At 71.1% G+C, this 18,722-nt stretch carries 20 protein-coding genes and 1 pseudogene; 2 read left to right on the top strand and 19 right to left on the bottom strand.

Annotation, left to right across the window (positions count from 1 at the left end):
* A pseudogene (locus VFV89_RS22075) lies at nt 1–197 on the top strand (Rossmann fold nucleotide-binding protein); the annotation flags it as partial.
* A 9-nt stretch (nt 198–206) separates the two neighbouring features.
* On the opposite strand, the gene rlmN reads toward VFV89_RS22075, so the two are convergent.
* The 7 genes from rlmN to rpsB form a co-directional block, all read right to left on the bottom strand.
* A complete protein-coding gene (rlmN, locus tag VFV89_RS22070) occupies nt 207–1,331 on the bottom strand; it encodes a 23S rRNA (adenine(2503)-C(2))-methyltransferase RlmN (protein ID WP_329708139.1) in 1,125 nt (374 codons plus the stop codon).
* A gap of 13 nt (nt 1,332–1,344) precedes the next feature.
* Nucleotides 1,345–1,743: a hypothetical protein gene (locus tag VFV89_RS22065; protein ID WP_329708138.1), complete on the bottom strand. Its 399-nt coding sequence runs from the start codon at nt 1,741–1,743 to the stop codon at nt 1,345–1,347.
* Between the two features lie 33 nt (nt 1,744–1,776).
* Nucleotides 1,777–2,646, bottom strand: coding sequence for a phosphatidate cytidylyltransferase (locus VFV89_RS22060; protein ID WP_329708137.1), 870 nt, complete (start codon nt 2,644–2,646; stop codon nt 1,777–1,779).
* A gap of 70 nt (nt 2,647–2,716) precedes the next feature.
* Nucleotides 2,717–3,271 carry a ribosome recycling factor gene (gene frr, locus VFV89_RS22055; protein WP_329708140.1) on the bottom strand — a complete coding sequence of 185 codons (555 nt, stop codon included), beginning with the start codon at nt 3,269–3,271 and terminating at the stop codon, nt 2,717–2,719.
* Between the two features lie 42 nt (nt 3,272–3,313).
* A complete protein-coding gene (gene pyrH, locus VFV89_RS22050; protein ID WP_329708136.1) occupies nt 3,314–4,027 on the bottom strand; it encodes a UMP kinase in 714 nt (237 codons plus the stop codon).
* A 55-nt stretch (nt 4,028–4,082) separates the two neighbouring features.
* On the bottom strand, nt 4,083–4,895 hold the full coding sequence (tsf, locus tag VFV89_RS22045; protein ID WP_329708135.1) for a translation elongation factor Ts: 813 nt from the start codon (nt 4,893–4,895) through the stop codon (nt 4,083–4,085).
* Between the two features lie 40 nt (nt 4,896–4,935).
* The gene (gene rpsB / locus VFV89_RS22040) at nt 4,936–5,985 is read right to left on the bottom strand and encodes a 30S ribosomal protein S2 (protein ID WP_329708134.1); all 1,050 of its coding nucleotides are present in this window, start codon (nt 5,983–5,985) and stop codon (nt 4,936–4,938) included.
* A gap of 374 nt (nt 5,986–6,359) precedes the next feature.
* On the opposite strand from rpsB, the gene VFV89_RS22035 reads away from it, so the two are divergent.
* Nucleotides 6,360–6,902 carry a M23 family metallopeptidase gene (locus tag VFV89_RS22035; RefSeq protein WP_329708133.1) on the top strand — a complete coding sequence of 181 codons (543 nt, stop codon included), beginning with the start codon at nt 6,360–6,362 and terminating at the stop codon, nt 6,900–6,902.
* Here the strand turns inward: VFV89_RS22035 and VFV89_RS22030 are convergent.
* From VFV89_RS22030 to rplS, 12 genes are all read right to left on the bottom strand, one after another.
* Complete coding sequence (locus VFV89_RS22030) at nt 6,865–7,815, bottom strand: tyrosine recombinase XerC (protein ID WP_329708132.1); 951 nt, start codon at nt 7,813–7,815, stop codon at nt 6,865–6,867. The two genes, VFV89_RS22035 and VFV89_RS22030, sit on opposite strands and share 38 nt — an antisense overlap.
* A 29-nt stretch (nt 7,816–7,844) precedes the next feature.
* A complete protein-coding gene (gene dprA, locus VFV89_RS22025) occupies nt 7,845–8,975 on the bottom strand; it encodes a DNA-processing protein DprA (protein WP_329708131.1) in 1,131 nt (376 codons plus the stop codon).
* Nucleotides 8,972–10,561 (bottom strand): YifB family Mg chelatase-like AAA ATPase, encoded by a 1,590-nt coding sequence (locus VFV89_RS22020; protein WP_329708130.1) that lies wholly within the window; start codon nt 10,559–10,561, stop codon nt 8,972–8,974. Before VFV89_RS22020 ends, dprA begins: the two co-directional genes overlap by 4 nt.
* Nucleotides 10,561–10,923: a YraN family protein gene (locus VFV89_RS22015; protein ID WP_329708129.1), complete on the bottom strand. Its 363-nt coding sequence runs from the start codon at nt 10,921–10,923 to the stop codon at nt 10,561–10,563. Before VFV89_RS22015 ends, VFV89_RS22020 begins: the two co-directional genes overlap by 1 nt.
* Before the next feature lie 108 nt (nt 10,924–11,031).
* Nucleotides 11,032–12,918, bottom strand: a complete 1,887-nt coding sequence (locus VFV89_RS22010) for a pilus assembly protein TadG-related protein (RefSeq protein WP_329708128.1) — start codon at nt 12,916–12,918, stop codon at nt 11,032–11,034.
* Complete coding sequence (locus tag VFV89_RS22005; RefSeq protein WP_329708127.1) at nt 12,915–13,577, bottom strand: TadE/TadG family type IV pilus assembly protein; 663 nt, start codon at nt 13,575–13,577, stop codon at nt 12,915–12,917. The genes VFV89_RS22010 and VFV89_RS22005 overlap by 4 nt, the downstream gene beginning before the upstream one ends.
* Nucleotides 13,578–13,714: 137 nt before the next feature.
* Complete coding sequence (locus tag VFV89_RS22000; protein WP_329708126.1) at nt 13,715–15,496, bottom strand: Tad domain-containing protein; 1,782 nt, start codon at nt 15,494–15,496, stop codon at nt 13,715–13,717.
* Entirely contained in the window at nt 15,493–15,948 is a 456-nt protein-coding gene (locus tag VFV89_RS21995) for a TadE/TadG family type IV pilus assembly protein (protein ID WP_329708125.1), read from the bottom strand. Before VFV89_RS21995 ends, VFV89_RS22000 begins: the two co-directional genes overlap by 4 nt.
* Before the next feature lie 181 nt (nt 15,949–16,129).
* Nucleotides 16,130–16,441: a DUF2469 domain-containing protein gene (locus tag VFV89_RS21990; RefSeq protein ID WP_329708124.1), complete on the bottom strand. Its 312-nt coding sequence runs from the start codon at nt 16,439–16,441 to the stop codon at nt 16,130–16,132.
* Between the two features lie 73 nt (nt 16,442–16,514).
* The gene (locus VFV89_RS21985; protein ID WP_329708123.1) at nt 16,515–17,222 is read right to left on the bottom strand and encodes a ribonuclease HII; all 708 of its coding nucleotides are present in this window, start codon (nt 17,220–17,222) and stop codon (nt 16,515–16,517) included.
* 12 nt (nt 17,223–17,234) lie between these two features.
* Nucleotides 17,235–18,038, bottom strand: coding sequence for a signal peptidase I (lepB, locus tag VFV89_RS21980; RefSeq protein WP_329708122.1), 804 nt, complete (start codon nt 18,036–18,038; stop codon nt 17,235–17,237).
* Nucleotides 18,039–18,139: 101 nt separating this feature from the next.
* Entirely contained in the window at nt 18,140–18,490 is a 351-nt protein-coding gene (rplS, locus tag VFV89_RS21975) for a 50S ribosomal protein L19 (protein WP_329708121.1), read from the bottom strand.
* Nucleotides 18,491–18,722: the final 232 nt, after the last annotated feature.

Raw genomic sequence — 18,722 nt, 5'->3', positions numbered from 1 at the left:
TCTTCCAGGACGGCTGCGAGAACTACTACGCCGATGAGTCCTCGGTTGCCGACATGGTGCTGGTCGGCCGCACCTACTGGACCGAGACGCTGCCGGCGTGGCCGCTGCTGCGCTCGCTCGCCCGGGGCCGGCCGATGGAGGACCGCGTGCACCTCGTCGACACCGTCGACGAGGCAGCGCAGCTGCTGGACGGGTGACCCGTCGCCCTAACCCTCCGTGGCCGCGAGCTGGCCGCAGGCGCCGTCGATCTCGCGGCCGCGGGTGTCGCGCACGGTCGTGGGGATGCCCTTCGCCTCGAGGCGGCGGACGAACTCGCGCTCGTCGGCCGGGTCGGAGGCGGTCCACTTCGAGCCGGGCGTGGGGTTGAGCGGGATCAGGTTGACGTGCACCCAGCCCCAGTCGCCGTGGGCGTGGAGCACGTCCGCGAGCAGGTCGGCACGCCAGGCCTGGTCGTTGATGCCGCGCATCATGGCGTACTCGATGGAGACCCGGCGCCTGGTCCGCTCGGCGTAGGACCACGCCGCCTCGACCGTCTCGGCCACGGAGAAGCGGGTGTTGATCGGCACCAGCTCGTTGCGCAGCTCGTCGTCGGGCGCGTGCAGGCTGAGGGCCAGCGTGACCGGGACGCCCTCGTCGGCCAGCTGCCGCATCCGGGGCACCAGGCCGACCGTCGACACCGTGACGCCGCGGGCGGACATGCCGAGGCCGTCCGGTGCGGGGTCGGTGAGGCGGCGTACGGCGCCGATCACCGCCTTGTAGTTGGCCAGCGGCTCCCCCATGCCCATGAAGACGACGTTGGAGACCCGTCCCGGGCCGCCCGGCACTTCGCCCGAGTCGAGGGCCCGGGCCCCGGCCAGCACCTGCTCGACGATCTCGGCGGTGGACATGTTGCGCTGCAGCCCGCCCTGACCGGTTGCGCAGAACGGGCAGGCCATCCCGCAGCCCGCCTGGCTCGAGACGCACATCGTGACCCGGTCGGGGTAGCGCATCAGCACCGACTCGACCAGGGCGCCGTCGAACAGCTTCCACAACGTCTTGCGGGTGGTGCCGCGGTCGGCCTCGAGGGTGCGCAGCGGCGTCATCAGCTCAGGCAGGAACGTCTCGACCAGCTCGTCACGCTGGGCCGCGGGCAGGTCGGTCATCTGTGCGGGGTCGTCGACCAGCCTTTGGAAGTAGTGCGCGGAGAGCTGGCGAGCGCGGAACGCCGGCAGCCCGGCCTCCTTCGCCAGCTCCAGCCGCTCCTCCATGGCCAGGTCCGCGAGGTGGCGAGGCGGCTTGCGGCGCCCCTTGGGCGCGTCGAAGACGAGCGGGAGCGGGGTCGGCTCGAACATCAGCTCGGAGCCGTCACGTCTGGTGGTCGACGAGGTACCACAGCACCAGAGCGGCCACGCCGACCACGACGACGGCGGTCAGCACGATCCCGATCCAGAAGTAGGTGCCGAACCGGCGGGTGCGCTGGTTGACCACCAGGGCCAAGGGGACGACCAGGGTCACGAGGACGAACGGGAAGAGGTCCTCGACCTTCTGGTTGTCGAACATGAGGCTGAGCACCGCGACGTACGTCGCGGGCACGAGCGCCACGAAGAGCAGCCCGGTGAAGAACCCGGTCAGCGCGGTGAACGTCGGGTGGTCGCGGTGCCACCAGCTCGGGCCGGCCGGCTCGTCGTCCGGCGGCTCCGGGCTCGCCTCGGTGTCCGGGGACGTCTCCTCGACGTCCTCGACCGTCGGCTTTTCGGTGGTCATCACCTCGATCGTAGGCCGTGGGCGTCACGGGAATCAGGTGAACACGGCGTAGTGGAGCAGCAACCAGATCGGCGCGATGGTCGCCAGCAGCGAGTCCAGCCGGTCCATCAGGCCGCCATGGCCAGGGATGACCTGGCTCATGTCCTTGATGCCGAGGTCGCGCTTGATCACCGACTCGCACAGGTCGCCGAGGGTGGCCATCACCACGGCGATCAGGCCGAGGGCGACGCCGACCCACCAGTCGCCGTCGAGCAGCAGGACGACGAGCGCGATCCCGGCCCCGACCGTGAACAGGACCGACCCGGCGAAGCCCTCCCAGGACTTCTTCGGCGAGATGACCGGAGCCATCGGGTGCCGGCCGAAGAGCACCCCGGCGACGTAGCCCCCGATGTCGGAGGCGATGGTGACCACGATGAAGGCGATGATCCCCGCGACGCCGTCGTCGTCGAGGCCGGCGCCGGTGCGGCCGCCCTCGGCCAGCATCAGCGCGACGAACGAGCCGAGGAACGGCACGTAGAACAGCGTGAAGATGGCGGCGGTGGCGTTCTGGACGTAGCCGTTGATGCCCCGGCGCAGCAGCCAGAGCATCGTGGCCAGCCCGCTCACCGCGGTCGCCGAGGCGAGGGCGGGGGCGCCCCAGACGTAGGCAACGACCACCATCACGACGCCGCCCAGCATCAGGGGCTGCTCGGGGATGTCGATCTCCTTGGCGAGCAGCCCCTTGTGGAGCTCCCAGACCGCGACGCAGACCGCGGCGGCCACGATCACGATGAACGCCGGCTTCCAGAAGAACAGCGACAGGCCGACCGCGCCCAGCAGCACGATGGCCGAGCCGAAGGCGGCCTTCAGGTCCCGACCGGCCCGGCCGTGGTCCTTGGCCGGAGTCGGCTGGGTGGTGGTCATGGTTCTCGGGGTCCCCGCGGGACTCCGTGCGGGTCAGCGCAGCGGAGGAGCGCGGAGTCTCGTGGGGTGATCAAACCTCGAGGAGCTCGGCTTCCTTGTGCTTGAGCATCTCGTCGATGGCGTCGGTGTGCTTCTTGGTCATGGCGTCGAGCCGCTTCTCGGCGCCGGTGACGTCGTCCTTGCCGACCTCGCCGTCCTTCTCGAGCTTCTCCAGCCCGTGCTTCGCCGTACGCCGCAGGTTGCGGACCGCGACCCGGCCCTCCTCGGCCTTGTGGCGGGCGACCTTGATGTACTCCTTGCGGCGCTCCTCGGTGAGCTCCGGGAACACGCAGCGCAGGAGCTTGCCGTCGTTGGAGGGGTTGACGCCCAGGTCGGAGTCGCGGACCGCCTTCTCGATGTTGGACATCGCGCCCATGTCGTAGGGCTGGATCAGGATGATCCGGGCCTCGGGGGCGGTGAACGACGCGAGCTGCTGCAGCGGCGTCGGGGTGCCGTAGTAGTCGACGAGGATCTTGCTGAACATGCTCGGGTGGGCCCGGCCGGCCCGGATCGCCGCGAACTCCTCGCGGGCGGCCTCGACCGACTTGTCCATCTTGTCGTCGGCCTCGTGGAGGATGTCGTCGATCACCACTGCTCCCTGTCCTGCTCCGTCGGGTCCTGCCGGTCGTCAGCCGGCGCTGACGAGGGTGCCAATCCTCTCACCCTGCACGGCCCGGAGGATGTTGCCCTCGGTCTCCATCCCGAACACGATCATGGGCAGCTTGTTCTCGCTGCACAGCGTGAACGCGGTCTGGTCCATGATCCGAAGGTCGCGGGAGATCGCCTCGTCGTAGGTCAGCTCGTCGAACTTGGTGGCCGTCGGGTCGACGTGCGGATCGGCGCTGTAGACGCCGTCGACTCCGCTCTTGGCCACGAGCACGACGTCGCACCGCGTCTCCAGGGCGCGCTGCACCGCCACCGTGTCGGTGGAGAAGAACGGCAGCCCCATGCCGGCGCCGAAGATGACGACCCGGCCCTTCTCCATGTGCCGGATGGCCCGGCGCGGGACGTAGGGCTCGGCCACCTGGCCCATCGTGATGGCGGTCTGCACCCTGGTCTCGATGCCCATCCGCTCGAGGAAGTCCTGGAGCGCGAGGCTGTTCATGACGATGCCGAGCATGCCCATGTAGTCCGCGCGCACGCGGTCCATGCCGCGCTGTTGCAGCTCCGAGCCCCGGAAGAAGTTGCCGCCGCCGGTGACCACTGCGATCTGCGCGCCCGCGGCGGTCACCGCCGCGATCTCGCGGGCGATGTCCTGGACGACGTCGGGGTCCACGCCGACCTTCCCTCCCCCGAACACCTCACCGGAGAGCTTCAGCAGGACTCGCTGGTAGCCGGGCACTGGGCGGCCCTCCTTCTCCTGTGAGGTGTCGGGGTGAGGGTATCGGTCAGGGGTCCTAGGCTCCGACCTCGATGCGCGCGAAGCGCGTCAGTGTGGTGCCGGCCTCGTCGAGGACCGCCTTGACCGACTTCTTGGTCTCGGTGACCGACGGCTGCTCGAGCAGGACGACGTCCTTGAAGAAGCCGTTGAGCCGGCCCTCGGTGATCTTGGCGATCGCCTGCTCGGGCTTGCCCTCCTCGCGCGAGGTCTGCTCGGCGATCTCCCGCTCCTTGGCGACGACGTCGGTGGGCACGTCCTCACGGGTGAGGTACTGCGGACGCATCGCGGCGATCTGCATCGCCGCACCGCGCGCCGCGTCGGCGTCGCCGGTGTATTCCACGAGCACGCCGACGGCCGGCGGCAGGTCTGCCGCCCGCTTGTGCATGTAGGCGACCACGTCACCGTCGAAGCGCACGTAGCGGCCGAGCTCGATCTTCTCGCCGATGGAGACCGCGAGGCCCTCGACGACGTCGCCGACGGTCTGGCCGTCGAGCTCGACCGCCTTGAGCGCCTCCAGGTCGTCGACGCCGGCCGCTGAGGCCGCGTCGGCGATCTTCTGGGCGGTGGCGACGAAGTCGTCGTTCTTGGCCACGAAATCGGTCTCGCTGTTGAGCTCGACCAGGACGCCGGGGGCGTGCGCGACGAGACCGGCGGTCGCCTCGCGCTCGGCGCCACGCTTGGCGGCCTTGGCGGCGCCCTTGACGCGGAGCAGCTCGATCGCCTTGTCGATGTCGCCGTCGGTCTCCTCGAGCGCCTTCTTGCAGTCCATCATCCCGGCGCCGGTGAGCTCACGGAGCTTCTTGACGTCGGCTGCGGAGAAGTTGGCCATGTCGGTTCGCTTCTTCTTCCTGTTGTCCTGGTGGGGTGGCTCAGGCCGTGGCGTCGTCGGCGGCCTCGGTGGCCGAAGCCTCGTCGGTGGCCGGAGCCTCGTCGGTGGCCGGAGCCTCGGCAGCGGGAGCCTCGGCAGCGGGAGCCTCGGCAGCGGGCGCGTCGACGGACTCGCCGATCGTCTCGGTGAGGTCCTCGGTCACGTCGGTCTCGACCGGGGTGGCGGTGCCTTCGGTGGAGGCGCCTGTTGCCTCGGACGCAGCCTCCACGGCATCGGCCGGCGAGCCGGTGGCGGCCTCGGCGGCCTGCTCGGCGTCACCGCCGAGGAGCTCGCGCTCCCACTCGGCCAACGGCTCCTCGGCACCGACGGCCTCGGCGGTGTCGTCGCCGGCGCGGGTGCCGGAGCGGGCGATGAGCCCCTCGGCCACGGCGTCGGCAACCACCCGGGTGAGCAGGCCGACGGCGCGGATGGCGTCGTCGTTGCCCGGGATCGGGAAGTCGACCTCGTCGGGGTCGCAGTTGGTGTCGAGGATGCCGATGATCGGGATCCGCAGCTTGCGGGCCTCCTCGACCGCCAGGTGCTCCTTCTTGGTGTCGACCACCCAGACCGCGGCCGGCGTACGGCTCATCTCACGGATGCCACCGAGGGTCTTGTCGAGCTTGTCGCGCTCCCGCTTCATCTGCAGGAGCTCCTTCTTGGTGCGACCGGATCCCGCGACGTTGTCGAAGTCGATCTCGTCGAGCTCCTTGAGGCGGTTGATCCGCTGGTGCACGGTCTGGAAGTTGGTGAGCATCCCGCCGAGCCAGCGCTGGTTGACGTAGGGCATGCCGACCCGCGTCGCCTGCTCGGCGATCGCCTCCTGGGCCTGCTTCTTGGTGCCCACGAACATGATCGTGCCGCCCTTGGCGACGGTCTCCTTGATGAAGGCGTAGGACCGGTCGATGTAGGCCAGCGACTGCTGCAGGTCGATGATGTAGATGCCGTTGCGCTCGGTCATGATGAAGCGCTTCATCTTCGGGTTCCAGCGCCGGGTCTGGTGCCCGAAGTGGACGCCGCTCTCGAGGAGCTGGCGCATGGTCACGACTGCCATGTGTCTTCTTCCTTGTGGTGGACCCGCGGCTGCCGTTGTGTGCCCTTGCTGCAGAGCACACCGGAGCGGGGTCCGGTCGGGTTTTCAGTTGCTCACGCCTACGACGGGTGTCGTCGCGTCCTGACGCCTGCGCGCGACCCCACCTGGCTGTCGGCCAGGACCGAGGATCGTCGCCCACGGGAGGTCGGGCTCCACAAGAAAGCCCGTCGTGGTCTGCAAGCGTGCGAAGTCAGCCCCGGAGGGCTGCACGGCAAGAGTAGTCGACGGCCGTGGGCAGCCGCCAATCCTCCACAGCGGCCCGGGGCCGCCGGTTGGTCCACAGGTCGCCGCCGCCGGCCCTCCCCCGGTCCCCACCGCCCGGCAGGGTGGCCGGCATGGCTCCCCTGACCGCACTCCTGCTCGCGGCCGCGCTCGCGCTGCCCGGCCCGACACCCGACCCCGTCGGGGTCTGGCCGCTGCAGCCGCAGCCCGAGGTGGTCCGCGGCTTCGACCCGCCCGACTCGCCCTACGGCGCCGGCCACCGGGGCGTCGACCTGCTCGGCACCGTGGGCCAGAGTGTCGGGGCCGCGTTGCCGGGGACGATCACCTTCGCCGGCGCCCTGGCGGGGCGCGGCGTGGTGGTCGTCGACCACGGCGTCACCCGCACGACCTACGAGCCGGTCGCAGCCACCGTCACGGTCGGCTCCGCGGTGGCGGCCGGCTCCCCGATCGGCACCCTCGAGCTGGCCGGGTCGCACTGCTTCCCCCGCGCCTGTCTCCACTGGGGCTGGATCGAGGGCGAGACCTACCTCGACCCGCTGCGCCTGGTCGGTGCCGGCCCCGTCCGGCTGCTCCCGCTGCGGCGAGACGCTCTGGTGCTGAGCCTGGATGCACCCGTGCTCAGGCCCTGGGGTGTGCCTGTCGATAGGCCGCCCTGAGCCGGTCGCTGGTGACGTGGGTATAGAGCTGCGTGGTCGCCAGCGACGCGTGGCCGAGCAGCTCCTGCACCGAGCGCAGGTCGGCCCCACCCTCGAGCAGGTGGGTGGCCGCGGTGTGCCGGAGCCCGTGCGGCCCGATGTCGGGCGCGCCCGGCACGTCGGCGATCCGGCGGTGCACCAGTGACCTGACCGCCCGCTGGTCGATGCGGCGGCCCCGCGCGCCGAGGAACAGCGCCGGACCCGCACCCTCGACCCGCAGCGCCGGGCGGCCCTCGGCCAGCCAGCGGTCCACGGCCTGCGCGGCCGGGTGGCCGAACGGGACGGTCCGCTCCTTGCGGCCCTTGCCCAGCACCCGGACCACGTTGCGGTCGCGGTCGAGGTCGTCCACGTCGAGCCCCACGAGCTCACCGACGCGGATCCCGGTGGCATAGAGGAGCTCCAGCATCGCCACGTCGCGCAGCCCCACCGGACTGCCGTCGTCGGCCAGCTCCGCGGCCGAGCGGATCAGGTCGCGCGCCTCGTCGGCGCGCAGCACCGGCGGCAGGGTCCGCCTGGCCTTCGGCGACCCCAGGGTCGCGCCCGCGTCGGCCCGCGCCCGGCCCGTCCGGTGCAGCCAGGCAGTGAACACCCGCGCCGCGGTGGCCCGGCGCGCGAGCGTGGTACGCGAGAGGCCGAGCGTCTGCTGCTTGGCCAGCCAGCTCCGCAGAGTGCGCAGGTCGAGCTCGCTCGCCTCAGACAGCCCGAGCCGCGCGGCGTGGTCGAGCAGCCCGGCCACGTCGCCGACGTAGGCGCGCACCGTGTGCCGGGTGAGGTCGCGCTCGGAGGCGAGGTGACGCTCGTAGGCGCCGAGGGCCAGCGCCAGCGCCTCCGGGAGCTCGTCGGGGCCGGCATCGGCCGCGGGCGTCGCGGTCACGTTCCCAGCGTAGGAGGGTCGGCGCCCCTTCAGCTCCCATCCATGGCTTCGGCGAGCCGCCAGCCGGTCGGCAGCTGCTCGACCAGACCGCGCCGAGCCAGCCCGTCCAGCGCGGACCGGACCTCCATCAGCCCGAGCCCGGCGGTGCGCGCGATCGAGTCGGAGGGGGCCGGCCGGACCAGCGGCACCGCCTCGATGACCTGCTGCTGGGCCCTGGTCAGCCGGTCGCGCGGCCTGGCGGCCGCCCGGACCTCCTCGACAAGGTGCTCGCCGATCGCGCCGGTCAGCTCGAGGACGTCGTCGGCCCGGGTCACCAGCGTGGCCGCGCCGGAGCGGATCAGCTGGTGCACGCCCTCGGACGGTGCACTGGTCACCGGCCCCGGCACCCCCATCACCGGACGGTTGAGGCGGGCGGCCCAGCCCGCGGTGTTGAGCGCGCCGCTGCGGACCGCCGCCTCCACCACCACCGTGCCTCGGGTGAGCGCCGCGATCAGCCGGTTGCGCGCCAGGAACCGGAGCCGGGTCGGTGAACGGCCGGGGGCGAGCTCGGAGACGACCGCGCCGCACTCGGCGAGGTGGTCGAGGAGGCGCTGGTGGGCCGCCGGGTAGGCACGGTCCACTCCGCACGCCAGCACGGCCACCGTCGGCCCGCCGCCGGCGAGAGCGCCGCGGTGCGCCGCCTGGTCGATGCCGAACGCCGCACCGGAGACGACCGCCGACCCCGACCGCACCAGGCCCGCAGAGAGCTCGGCGGCGACGTCGGTGCCGTAGGTCGTGGCCGAGCGGGAGCCGACCACCGCCACCGGTGACGGCAGCTGGTCGAGCCGGAGCGGCCCACGCACCCACAGGCCCAGCGGCGCGCGGCCCATGCCCTGGAGCGGCTCGGACCCGTCGAGGTCGTCGAGCGCGTCCGGCCACTCGTCGTCTCCCGGGACCACCCAGCGGATGCCGCGCCGCGTGGCCCGGTCGAGGTCGCGGCCGGGGTCGATGTCCTCGAGGCGGGCGGCCACGTCCTCGCGCAGGGCACGGGCCCCGGTGCCGCCGAGCAGCTCGGCATGCAGCCGCGCAGCACCGAGCTCGGCGACGAGTCCGGCCATCTTGAGGCTGCCCGGCTCGCCCAGCTGGCTGAGCGCGAGGCGGGCGAGTCGCTCGTCGGTCACCCGGCCGCCCTCCTCAGTGTCGCCGCGAGCAGCGGTGCACCGCTGCGCAGCCGGAGGGCGACGTCGGCCTCGGCCGTCCCCGGCCGCTCGACACCGGCCAGGTCGGCGACCGTCCAGGCCAGCCGTTGCACACGGGTCAGCCCGCGTCGGGTCAGCCGTCCCTTCCAGAGCTGGTCGTCGACGAGGTCGGTCGCCGCGGGCGTGAGCGGCCACCGGGCCGCCAGCACCGGGCCCGGCACGTGGCCGTTGAGCCGCCACTCCTCGCCGTCGTAGCGCTCGGCCTGCCGCTCGCGGGCCGCGGTGACCCGGGCGCGCACGGTCGCCGTGCTCTCGCGCACCGCCAACGGGTCGCGGCTCTTGGTCGGGGTGACGCCTCGCAGGTGCCGGGTGATGTCGATGCGGTCGGTGATCGGACCGGTCACCTTGCGGCGGTAGTCGCGCCGCTGGACCTCGCGGCACTTGCACCGGTCGAGACTGGCCTCGGCGTGGAAGTCGCCGCACGGGCACGGGTTGGCGGCGAGCACGACGATCGACCGGGCCGGGAGCACCACGGACTCCTCGGCCCGCGCCACGCTGATGTCTCCGCTCTCGAGCGGTTGCCGCAGCGCGTTGATGACGTCGGCCCGGAACAGCGGGAACTCGTCCAGCAACAGGACGCCGCAGTGGGCCCGGCTGATCTCGCCCGGGCGGACGGTGCCGGAGCCACCGCCGACCAGGCTCGTGGTCGACGCATCGTGGTGTGGCGCGGCGAACGGCGGCCGGGTCAGCAGGTCGTCGCCCGGCTCGAGGGCGCCGGCGAGCGAGTGCACCGCGGTGAGCTCGAGCGCCTCCTCGCGGGTCAGGTCGGGCAGCAGCCCCGGGATGCGTTCGGCGATGCTGGTCTTGCCGCAGCCCTTGGGCCCGGACAGCAGCAGGTGGTGGCCGCCGGCCGCGGCGACCTCGACGGCGTAGCGCGTCTCCTCCATGCCGACCAGGTCGGCCAGGTCGAGCTCCTCCATCCGCCCGGCACCGCGCCACGAGAGCAGGCGGGTGCTCGACATGGCGGCGACCGGCGGCGCTTCGGGGACCGGCTCATCCCGGAGCTCGGCCACCACCTGGGCGAGGGAGCGCAGCCCGAGGACGTTCATGCCAGGCACCATCGACGCCTCGTGTGCCTGCGGCTCGGGCACGACGACGTGCCGGAAGCCGCGCTGGGACGCGGCCATCACCATCGGCAGGACGCCGGGGACCGACCGCAGCCCGCCGGCCAGGGTCAGCTCCCCGATGAGCACCACCTCGCCGAGGGTCGCGGCGGGGACGGCTCCCGTGGCGCCGAGGACCGCGACCGCGATGGCCAGGTCGTAGTGCGTGCCGCGCTTGGGCAGGTCGGCGGGCGAGAGCAGGATCGTCGTCCGCCGCGACGAGGGCCACTCCATCCCGCTGTTGATGATCGCCATCCGGCAGCGGTCACGCGACTCGCTCAGCGAGGAGTCCGGGCGACCGACGAGGACGGTGGCCACCTGCCCCGCCGAGACGTCGGCCTGGACGTCGATGACGTGGCCCACCGCACCGGAGAGCGCGAGGGTGCGCGTGGTCGCGAACGGCATCAGACCAGCCCCGCGACGTGCTCGACGACCGCGGCACCGCGCCGGGGCCGCTGGACCGCGACGAGGTCGACCCGGGCCTCGTCGGGGTGGACGTCGTGCTCCTCGGCCCACCGCCACACCAGCCGGTGCAGCCGCTCGAGCCGCACCGGGTCGACCGCCTCGTGCGGGCTGCCGCAGCTGTCGCCGCGCCGGGTCTTCACCTCGCACGCGACGAGCACCGCGCCGTCGCGCAGCACCAGGTCGAGCTCGCCCTCCGGACATCGCCAGTTGCGGTCCAGCAGCACCAGGCCGCGCTCGGTGAGGTGCCGGGCCGCAACCCGTTCGCCATAGGCGCCGAGCGCCTGTCGTGCGGTCGTCGTCATCATGACCTCCTGCGGAGGACGATGACGCTCAGCAGCGACGGTGCGCGGGACCGGCGGATGCAGCTGTGGACAACGGGGCCGGCAGGGCCGGCTGTGGAGAGCCGGCGGCTACTTGATGAGGCGGACCGGGTCGCCGATGATCGTGGCGTCCCAGGTCGTCACGTCGTGCACGGAGCCGGTGCCGAAGCCGATCTGGACGCGGTACCAGCAGCCGCCGAACGAGTTGACGTTGCAGGTGTAGTCGGTCGGGATCGGGATCGTGATCGTCTCGGTCTTGCCGTTGTTCCTGGACACACCGCTCGACTGGGTGATCGGCGCGGTGCACGCGACCAGGTTCGCACCCGCTCCCGCGGTGCCACCGACGGCCTTGCACCCGCCTGGGTACGGCGTGGTCAGGATCGACCCGGTGGCGTCGGTCGGTGGCAGCACTTGGACGGTGCCGTTGGACGCCGCGTCACCTGCGTCGAAGTAGCTGAACGAGATGGTCTGGCCGGCGGCGCCGGGCAGCACCCGGATCAGGTTGAAGGTCGCGGTCGCGGTGTCGGCGTTGATGAAGATCGGCATGTGCTCGTAGCCGGAGACGGCGACGTTCTTCTCCTGGCCGGTCGCGGTGACGGCCCGGAGCGCGAAGGCGTTGGAGCCCTCACCCGAGGTGGTGTTCCCCTGGAGCGCCGCGGCCGCCAGGTTGCCCGATCGTTCGAGGCCCGCGCCGCTGCCGGCCAGGCTGACGTTGGTCCGCACCTGCAGGTAGTAGTCACCGGCCCGCGTCGGCCGGAAGGTGCAGAGGTTGACCCAGTTGTGGAACATCCTCGCCACGTCGTCGTTGTAGCTGCTCGAGGACGACTTGAAGAGGTTGGCGCTGATCGATGAGGTCGTCACGTAGGAGCCGTACTGCTTGATGCACGGGCTGCCGGAGGTGTCGTTCTGGACCGGTGCGGCGGTCGCGTCCATCGAGTCGACCTGCTGGCGAAGCACGAAGCTGGTGGTCATGGCGTGCTTCGGGCTGGCGCCGGAGCCAGTGCCGGCGTAGCTGTCGCCGGTGCAGTACGTCGAGGTGCTGCCCCCGTCCTTGCTGTAGCGGCTCCTGGCGTCGTTGTTGGTGACGTAGTTGTTGGCGTTGCCGGTCGTGCCAAAGCTGGTCGACGAGGGCAGCTGCTCGCAGCTCTGCCCGGCGTTCAGCATGATCGGGTCGTAGACCTGCAGCCTGATGTCGGTGTTCACCGCTGCGTCCTGCACCTTCACGAGGAAGACGTAGCCGAACGCCGTCGACGAGGTGCTGGACACCTTCGGTCCGTACTCGTCGTTGGTCAGCCCCGTGCAGCCGTCGACCCCGGAGGACTCACAGTTCCTGGTCTGGTAGCGGTCGCCCTGCACCTTGCCGGTCTCCGGGCCCTCGAGGACGCCCCAGAACGTCGGGTTCCTCGAGCAGTTGGAGAACGGGGTGGTGCCCTGGGCGGTGCCGGACGGCGTTGGTGAGCTCGATCCGGTGCCGGCGTTCGGCTCGTTGCCGAGGGTGTTGCAGGGGCTGCCCATCGGCGCCGGACCCTTGTAGTCCGCCGTCGCCGTGCGCGACACGGTGGTGTTGGGCACCCCGATGAACCCGCCGAAGGCGTTGTGCACCTTCGAGGTGATGGTCACCTTGAGCTGGCTCGCGAGGTCCCCGACCTGGACGGTCACCACGACGTCCGGGCTGTTGTCGTCGTAGCCGTTGCGCTTGGCGACCTCCTTGGCGCGGGCGGTCGCGTTGGTCAGGTCGAAGGGCATGAACGGGACGCCGGCGAGTGCCGCGGCGTCGGCCGCCTTCTGTACCCGGTTGAGCTCGTCGTACCAGCGGGAGGTGTCGACGCTGACCGCGATCGACGCGAGCAGGAAGCCGCTCGAGACCAGCACCGCGAGCAGGATGGTCATGAAGCCGCCCTCGCTGCTCCTGGCGTCAGCGAGGTTGGCCAGACGGCGGGCGAGCCGGCGCCCGGCCCAGCGACCGAGACTGGTCACGAGTGCGCCCCGGAGGCGCAGAACTGGGTCGGCAGCGGCTCGAAGTTCATCACCGCGTGGTCCTCGAGGTTCAGCGAGCTGCCGAAGAGGCCGGTGAAGGTCTTGTGGCTGGCGACCAGCTGGATGCCCACCCGGTCGAGCGCGTTCGACCCGGTCCCCGGGAAGCAGGCGCTGATCGTCCTGGGGTCCCAGGAGCCGCTGTTGTAGCGGAACGCGTTCTGGTTCGGCCGCCAGACGAACTTGACGCAGCTGGCGTAGCCCGAACAGCTGGTCGGCATCGTCGTGTTGCCGTCGCTCCCCGGGTAGCCCTGCGCGTTGGCTTTGTAGACCAGGAGGTACTGGATCTGGTCGACGGGCATGGCCGACCCGGCGCGCTGGATCGCGTCCGCGGCCTTCTGGGCGAGGGCCGGCACGTTGGAGGGGACGCAGGGCGGCGCATCGGGACCGGTCTCACAGACCCCCTGGCCGGCGTTCGCCCCGGTGGAGGCGATGCGGGCGGCGAGCCGGGTGTCGGAGACGACCACGGCGTGGTCACGCATCAGGAAGGTGAGCTCGATGATGCCGAGCAGGATGAGGAGCAGGATCGGGAACGTGAGCGCGGCCTCGAGTGCCACTGCCCCGCGTTCGCCGCGCTTGCCCCTGCGAGACCGCCCCAGCACCGTCGCTCCTCCGTTGACCCCGCCCCTGACCTGCGAGAAACGAGGCTGGCAGAGCGGTTTCACCCATATGGGCAAAACCGGGGGGATTCATACCCGAGGACTAGACATGCGCACGGCGAGGACGCCGTGAGGGTGTGTCAGTTGACCAGCTGCAGGATCTTCGAACCGGCCCCTTGCCACGGTGTCGTCCCGTCGGCGGTGGGCGGTGGTGGCAGCGCGTTGCTGTTGATGAAGATCACCTCGAGGGAGACGACGCCGTTGGAGTCGGTGATCAGGCCGTTGGTCGCCGACGGTGGGTCGCCCTTCATCGCCGAGCCGGGCTGGTCGGTGATGAAGCACGGACGGAACTCGATGATCTGGTAGTTCGTGCTGCCGCCACTGCTCGGCTGGACCGGGAGCACCGGAACGTAGCCGAAGCGAGGCGACTTGTAGATGTCACTCGAGAGCGCCACGGGTCCGGCGTAGGTCGCGTTGTCGATGTCACCGACATGCACCGTGGAGCTGGTGAAGAAGCAGCTCAGTGTGTCGTTGTTGATGGTGACGCCCATCCGCACGCTCGTGGCCGCGGTCCCGCCTGGACCGCATGTGGTCGTCGTCGCCTTGCGCAGCAGGCCGGGGGGATCCGGGGCCGACTGCGAGGGCGAGGGAGCCGACGACCCGACCCCGAGGAAGCCGCCGGTGGCGACGTTGGAGGACATGCCGGTATCGGTCTGCACGCAGTTGGTGCCCTCCGCGGGCCACAGCTTGGTCTGGGGCTGGGCCGAGCTGCACGTCCCGTCGGCGCGCCGGTTGGCAACCGGGTAGATGTTGAGCGCGTGGTCGAGCCCCAGCGCCACGTTCGCGGCGCCCATCTTGTCCTGGCCACCCCCTACGTGGTTGGAGAGCTTCAACGTGCCGAAGTTGCCGGAGCTGCTGCCCTGGCCGCACAGCAGCGGAGGGTCACCGATGGTGAGCTGGGGAGCGTTGAGGGTGTTTCCGGTCCGATAGACCGGCGACCACTGTCCGTTCTTCTTCACCCGGACGTACCAGAACTGCTGGACCCCGGTGACCCCGCGCGCCTGGTCCGGCAGATCGTCGAGGTGGATGGTGGTCCCGCCGGCGCCGACCGTGAACGCGGTCGTGGTGACCGGCGCGGGACCGGCGACCGCGTTCCCGGGCTCGAAGAAGCCGACCTCGGTCACGCCGGTGAGGTTCGTCCCGGAGATGTCGACAGGCTGGAGGGTGCCTGACGGCGTCCCGGCCGGGTACGACGAGGGGGTGACGCCTGTCAGCGTCGCGTCGTTCGTGTCGCCCGGCAGGTAGAGCATCAGCGCGTCAGCGGAGTGGCCGTTGTTGGGCTGTTGCAGGGTCTGTGGACCGTAGTCGCACCCGGTGAAGGCGTAGAACGGCAGGGGCGAGAACCTCGGCGACCGGATCTCGACGGTCGCCTGGGCGTTCACGTCGGTGCCGTCGACTCCGATGACGTCCGCGAAGCCGAAGTCCACGTGGGTATTGGGCGGGATGACCGTCAGTTTGTTCTTGTCATAGGTCACGTTCGGCTGCCCGGCGGACCAGGTGAGGTCGCCGTAGAACACCTCGCCGTTGCCCAGAGCGCAGTCGACCAGGTTCGCCGCGGTCGGCGTGGACGTGGCGAGCGCGCGCTGCAGGTAGGCGGCGACGTCGACGACGGCCTGGTCGGCGGCCCCCCCGGCGGCGCCGTAGGCACAGGTCCGGGTCGAGTTCGGCGTCGGGAGGTTGTCGCCCTGCCCACCGGCCAGGGCCGCGAGGTCGGCGTGCTTCTGGCTGTCCCGCTTGGCCACGTAGGCGTTGCCGAGATCGACGGCGAACGCCGCCATGAGCAGCAGGACCAACGCCAGCACCGTCACGAGGATCGCGACCGCGCCCCGTTCGTCGCGCCGCCTGGCCGACCAGCGCCTCACGAGCAGCCGCCGGTGACCGGGTCGAGGTCCTCGATGCGTGCGTCGAAGGTGCGCGAGATCCGTCCACTACTGGGCACCGGGATGAGCGGGAAGTGGAAGTCCGGTGCGTCGTAGGTCGCCTTGAGCCGGACGGTGCCGCCGACCACCGCCTCTGTCGCGGGGGTCCCGTCCGGGTTGAGGTACACCACCGTGGTCGAGATCGCAGACTCCGAGGACGTCGTCGCGCTTCCGAGCCGTTCGCTGAGGAAGTGCTTGCGCTCCGCGTCGGTCTGGCAGTCGCCCACCGCCATCCGGCGGACCTGGTCACCGACGGCGTTCGACCCGGAGTTCATCGACCAGAAGTAGACGCCGTACTGGATGATGCCGAGCACGAGGAAGAGCAGGGGCAGGAGCACCAGCCCGAACTCGACGGCGGCGGCGCCGCGCTCACCGCGATGTCCTGCCTCAGCCATGGTTGTCCGGATGGCGGGCCGGAAGCCGCGCGCGCTCACACCACGTCTCCTTGTCCTGGTCCGACCCGTCGGTAGGCAAGTCAAGCCGCCACGGCCCGTCCTCAGGGTCGAACGGACCGGAATCGCCCGGTCGGGTGAAGCGGCCGTGCCCGAAAGGACTAGTCCGGTGTGCCCGCCGGCGTCAGGGGACCTTGGGCGGGTCGATCTCGGTCTGGTTGAGCTCCTCGACGTTGACGTCCTTGAACGTCAGCACCTTGACCGTCTTGGCGAACCGGGCGGGGCGGTACATGTCCCAGACCCACGCGTCGCTCATCGACACCTCGAAGAACACCTCGCCGGCCTCGCTGCGGGCCTTCACGTCGACCTGGTTGCAGAGGTAGAAGCGGCGGTCGGTCTCGACGACGTACTTGAAGATGGCGACGACGTCGCGGTACTCGCGGTAGAGCGTCAGCTCCATCTCGGTCTCGTACTTCTCGAGATCCTCTGCGCTCATGCTTTTCCGGGGTCCCCGCGGAAGAGCGCGTCCTCCGCGCGGAGCGCCCCCTCCGCGTTCTTTCGTGGGGTGATCACCGAACCTCCTCCAGCACGATCGCCTCCTCATTCTGCACGCCGGCCAGCGGTTCGAGACCGGCGGCCCGCCGGACGTTGACGAACCGCATCCGGTGCACCGGCGAAGGGCCGTGCTCGGCGAGCGCCGCGCTGTGCACCTCGGTGACGTAGCCCTTGTGCGTCTTGAAGTCGTAGGCCGGCCACTGCGAGTCCAGCTCGGTCATGATCCGGTCGCGAGTCACCTTGGCCAGGACCGACGCGGCCGCGATGCAGCCGGCCACCCGGTCGCCCTTCCAGACCGCGAGGCCGGGCACGCCCAGCCCGTCGACCGGGAACCCGTCGGTCAGGACGTACGCCGGCGGCACCTCGAGCAGTGCCACCGCCCGGCGCAGCGCCTGGACGTTCGCGACGTGCATGCCGAGCCGGTCGCACTCCTCGTGGGAGACGACCACCACCGACCAGGCGACCGCGCGCCGGACGATCTGGGCGTAGCAGCGCTCGCGTGCCTTCTCGGTGAGCAGCTTGGAGTCGGCCAGCCCCGGCACGATCCCGGCCTTGCCGGACGGGAGGATGCAGGCACCGGCCACCAGCGGCCCGGCGCAGGCGCCACGACCGGCCTCGTCCACGCCGGCGATGGGCTCGATGCCGTGCCGGCGCAGCGCGCGCTCGTAGCCGTAGAGTCCGGCGTCCCTCCGGACCGTGGCTCCTCGGGGCAGGACAGACATCGGTGACCGAGCCTACGACGCGTCGGGGACCTTCTCGAAGGCGTCGGTGCCGTCGCTGCCGCTCCACCGCGAGACCGGCCAGACCAGCGCGAGCACCTTGCCGACGATCAGGTCGTCGCTGACGAACTCGTGGCCCGGCACGCAGTCGGTCTGGCCCTCGGCGCACATGTGGACCGTCGAGTCGGCCGAGTGGTCGCGGTTGTCGCCCATCACGAACACGTGCCCCGCCGGGACCGGGCCGGCGGTCCAGCTGCAGTCGCCGGTCATCGGGCCGTAGCAGTCGTGCTTGCCGATCCGGCCGGGCCGGGCGTAGCCCTCCTCGTCGACCGGCTGCCCGTTGACCGAGATCCGGCCCTGGTCGTCGCAGCAGACGATGGTGTCGCCGGCCACGCCGACCACTCGCTTCACGAGGTGGCCCCCCGATGGGTAGAGCCCGATCTTCTCCAGCCCCTTGGCCACGGGGTTCCTGGGGCCGTCGACGTCCTCGGGGCCGAGCCAGCCGCCCGGGTCCTTGAACACCACGACGTCTCCGCGCTGCGGTCCGCCGCCACCCCAGTAGGACACCTTCTGGACCAGGATCCGGTCGTTCTTGACCAGGCCCGGCTCCATCGACTCCGAGGGGATGTAGAAGGCCTGGACGAAGAACGCCTTCAGCCCGACCGCGAGCAGCACCGCCACCACGAGCAGGATCAGCGTCTCCTGCCAGACCGGCATGTGGCGCCGGTCGCCCCTGTGGCTCGAGGACTCAGGTGTACGCCGCGACGCGTGCTCCCCGACACCGGCGGCGGTGCTGGTGTCGGCGTCCTCGATCGTCATGCCTTCTCGGGGTCCCCGCGGAAACGCGAGTCGGCCACGCGAAGCGCTCCCACCGAGCGGTTTCGTGGGGTGATCACGGGTCGAGTCTAGGTAGCCGCTGATCAGGCCTCGCGGCGTTCCTTGATCTTGGCGGCCTTCCCGCGGAGGTTGCGGAGGTAGTAGAGCTTCGCGCGGCGCACGTCACCGCGGGTGACGACCTCGATCCGCTCGAAGATCGGCGAGTTGAGGGGGAAGGTGCGCTCGACGCCGACGCCGAAGGAGACCTTGCGGACCGTGAAGGTCCGTCCGATCCCCGATCCGTGGACCCGGATCACGACGCCCTGGAAGACCTGGATGCGAGAGCGGTTGCCCTCGACGACCTTGACGTGGACCTTGATGGTGTCGCCGGCGCGGAAGTCGGGGACGTCGTCGCGCTTCACGGCGTTGCCGAGGTCGGCAATCACGTTGCTCATGGCATCTCCTCGCGGGTGCCACAGGTCAGCCGCGGAATCGGATGGGTGGTGCTCTGGTGTTGTGGACCCAGCGCCGCCTCTCGGCGGCCGGGCCGGCGGCGCGGACCTCCCCTGTGGCAGGGGCCCCACGCGGACTCCCCGAACGCGCTGTCGGGGCCGTCCTTCGACCACTGGGCCAAGGTGAGAGTCTGCCACAGCGGGCGGGAAGCAGCCCAATCACGGCGTGCGAGCG

Origin of the sequence: Nocardioides sp. (assembly GCF_036274455.1) — a bacterium.
Classification (GTDB): domain Bacteria; phylum Actinomycetota; class Actinomycetes; order Propionibacteriales; family Nocardioidaceae; genus Nocardioides.
Note: the sequence above shows the minus strand (reverse complement) of the source record. Positions and strands in the feature narration are given on the sequence as shown.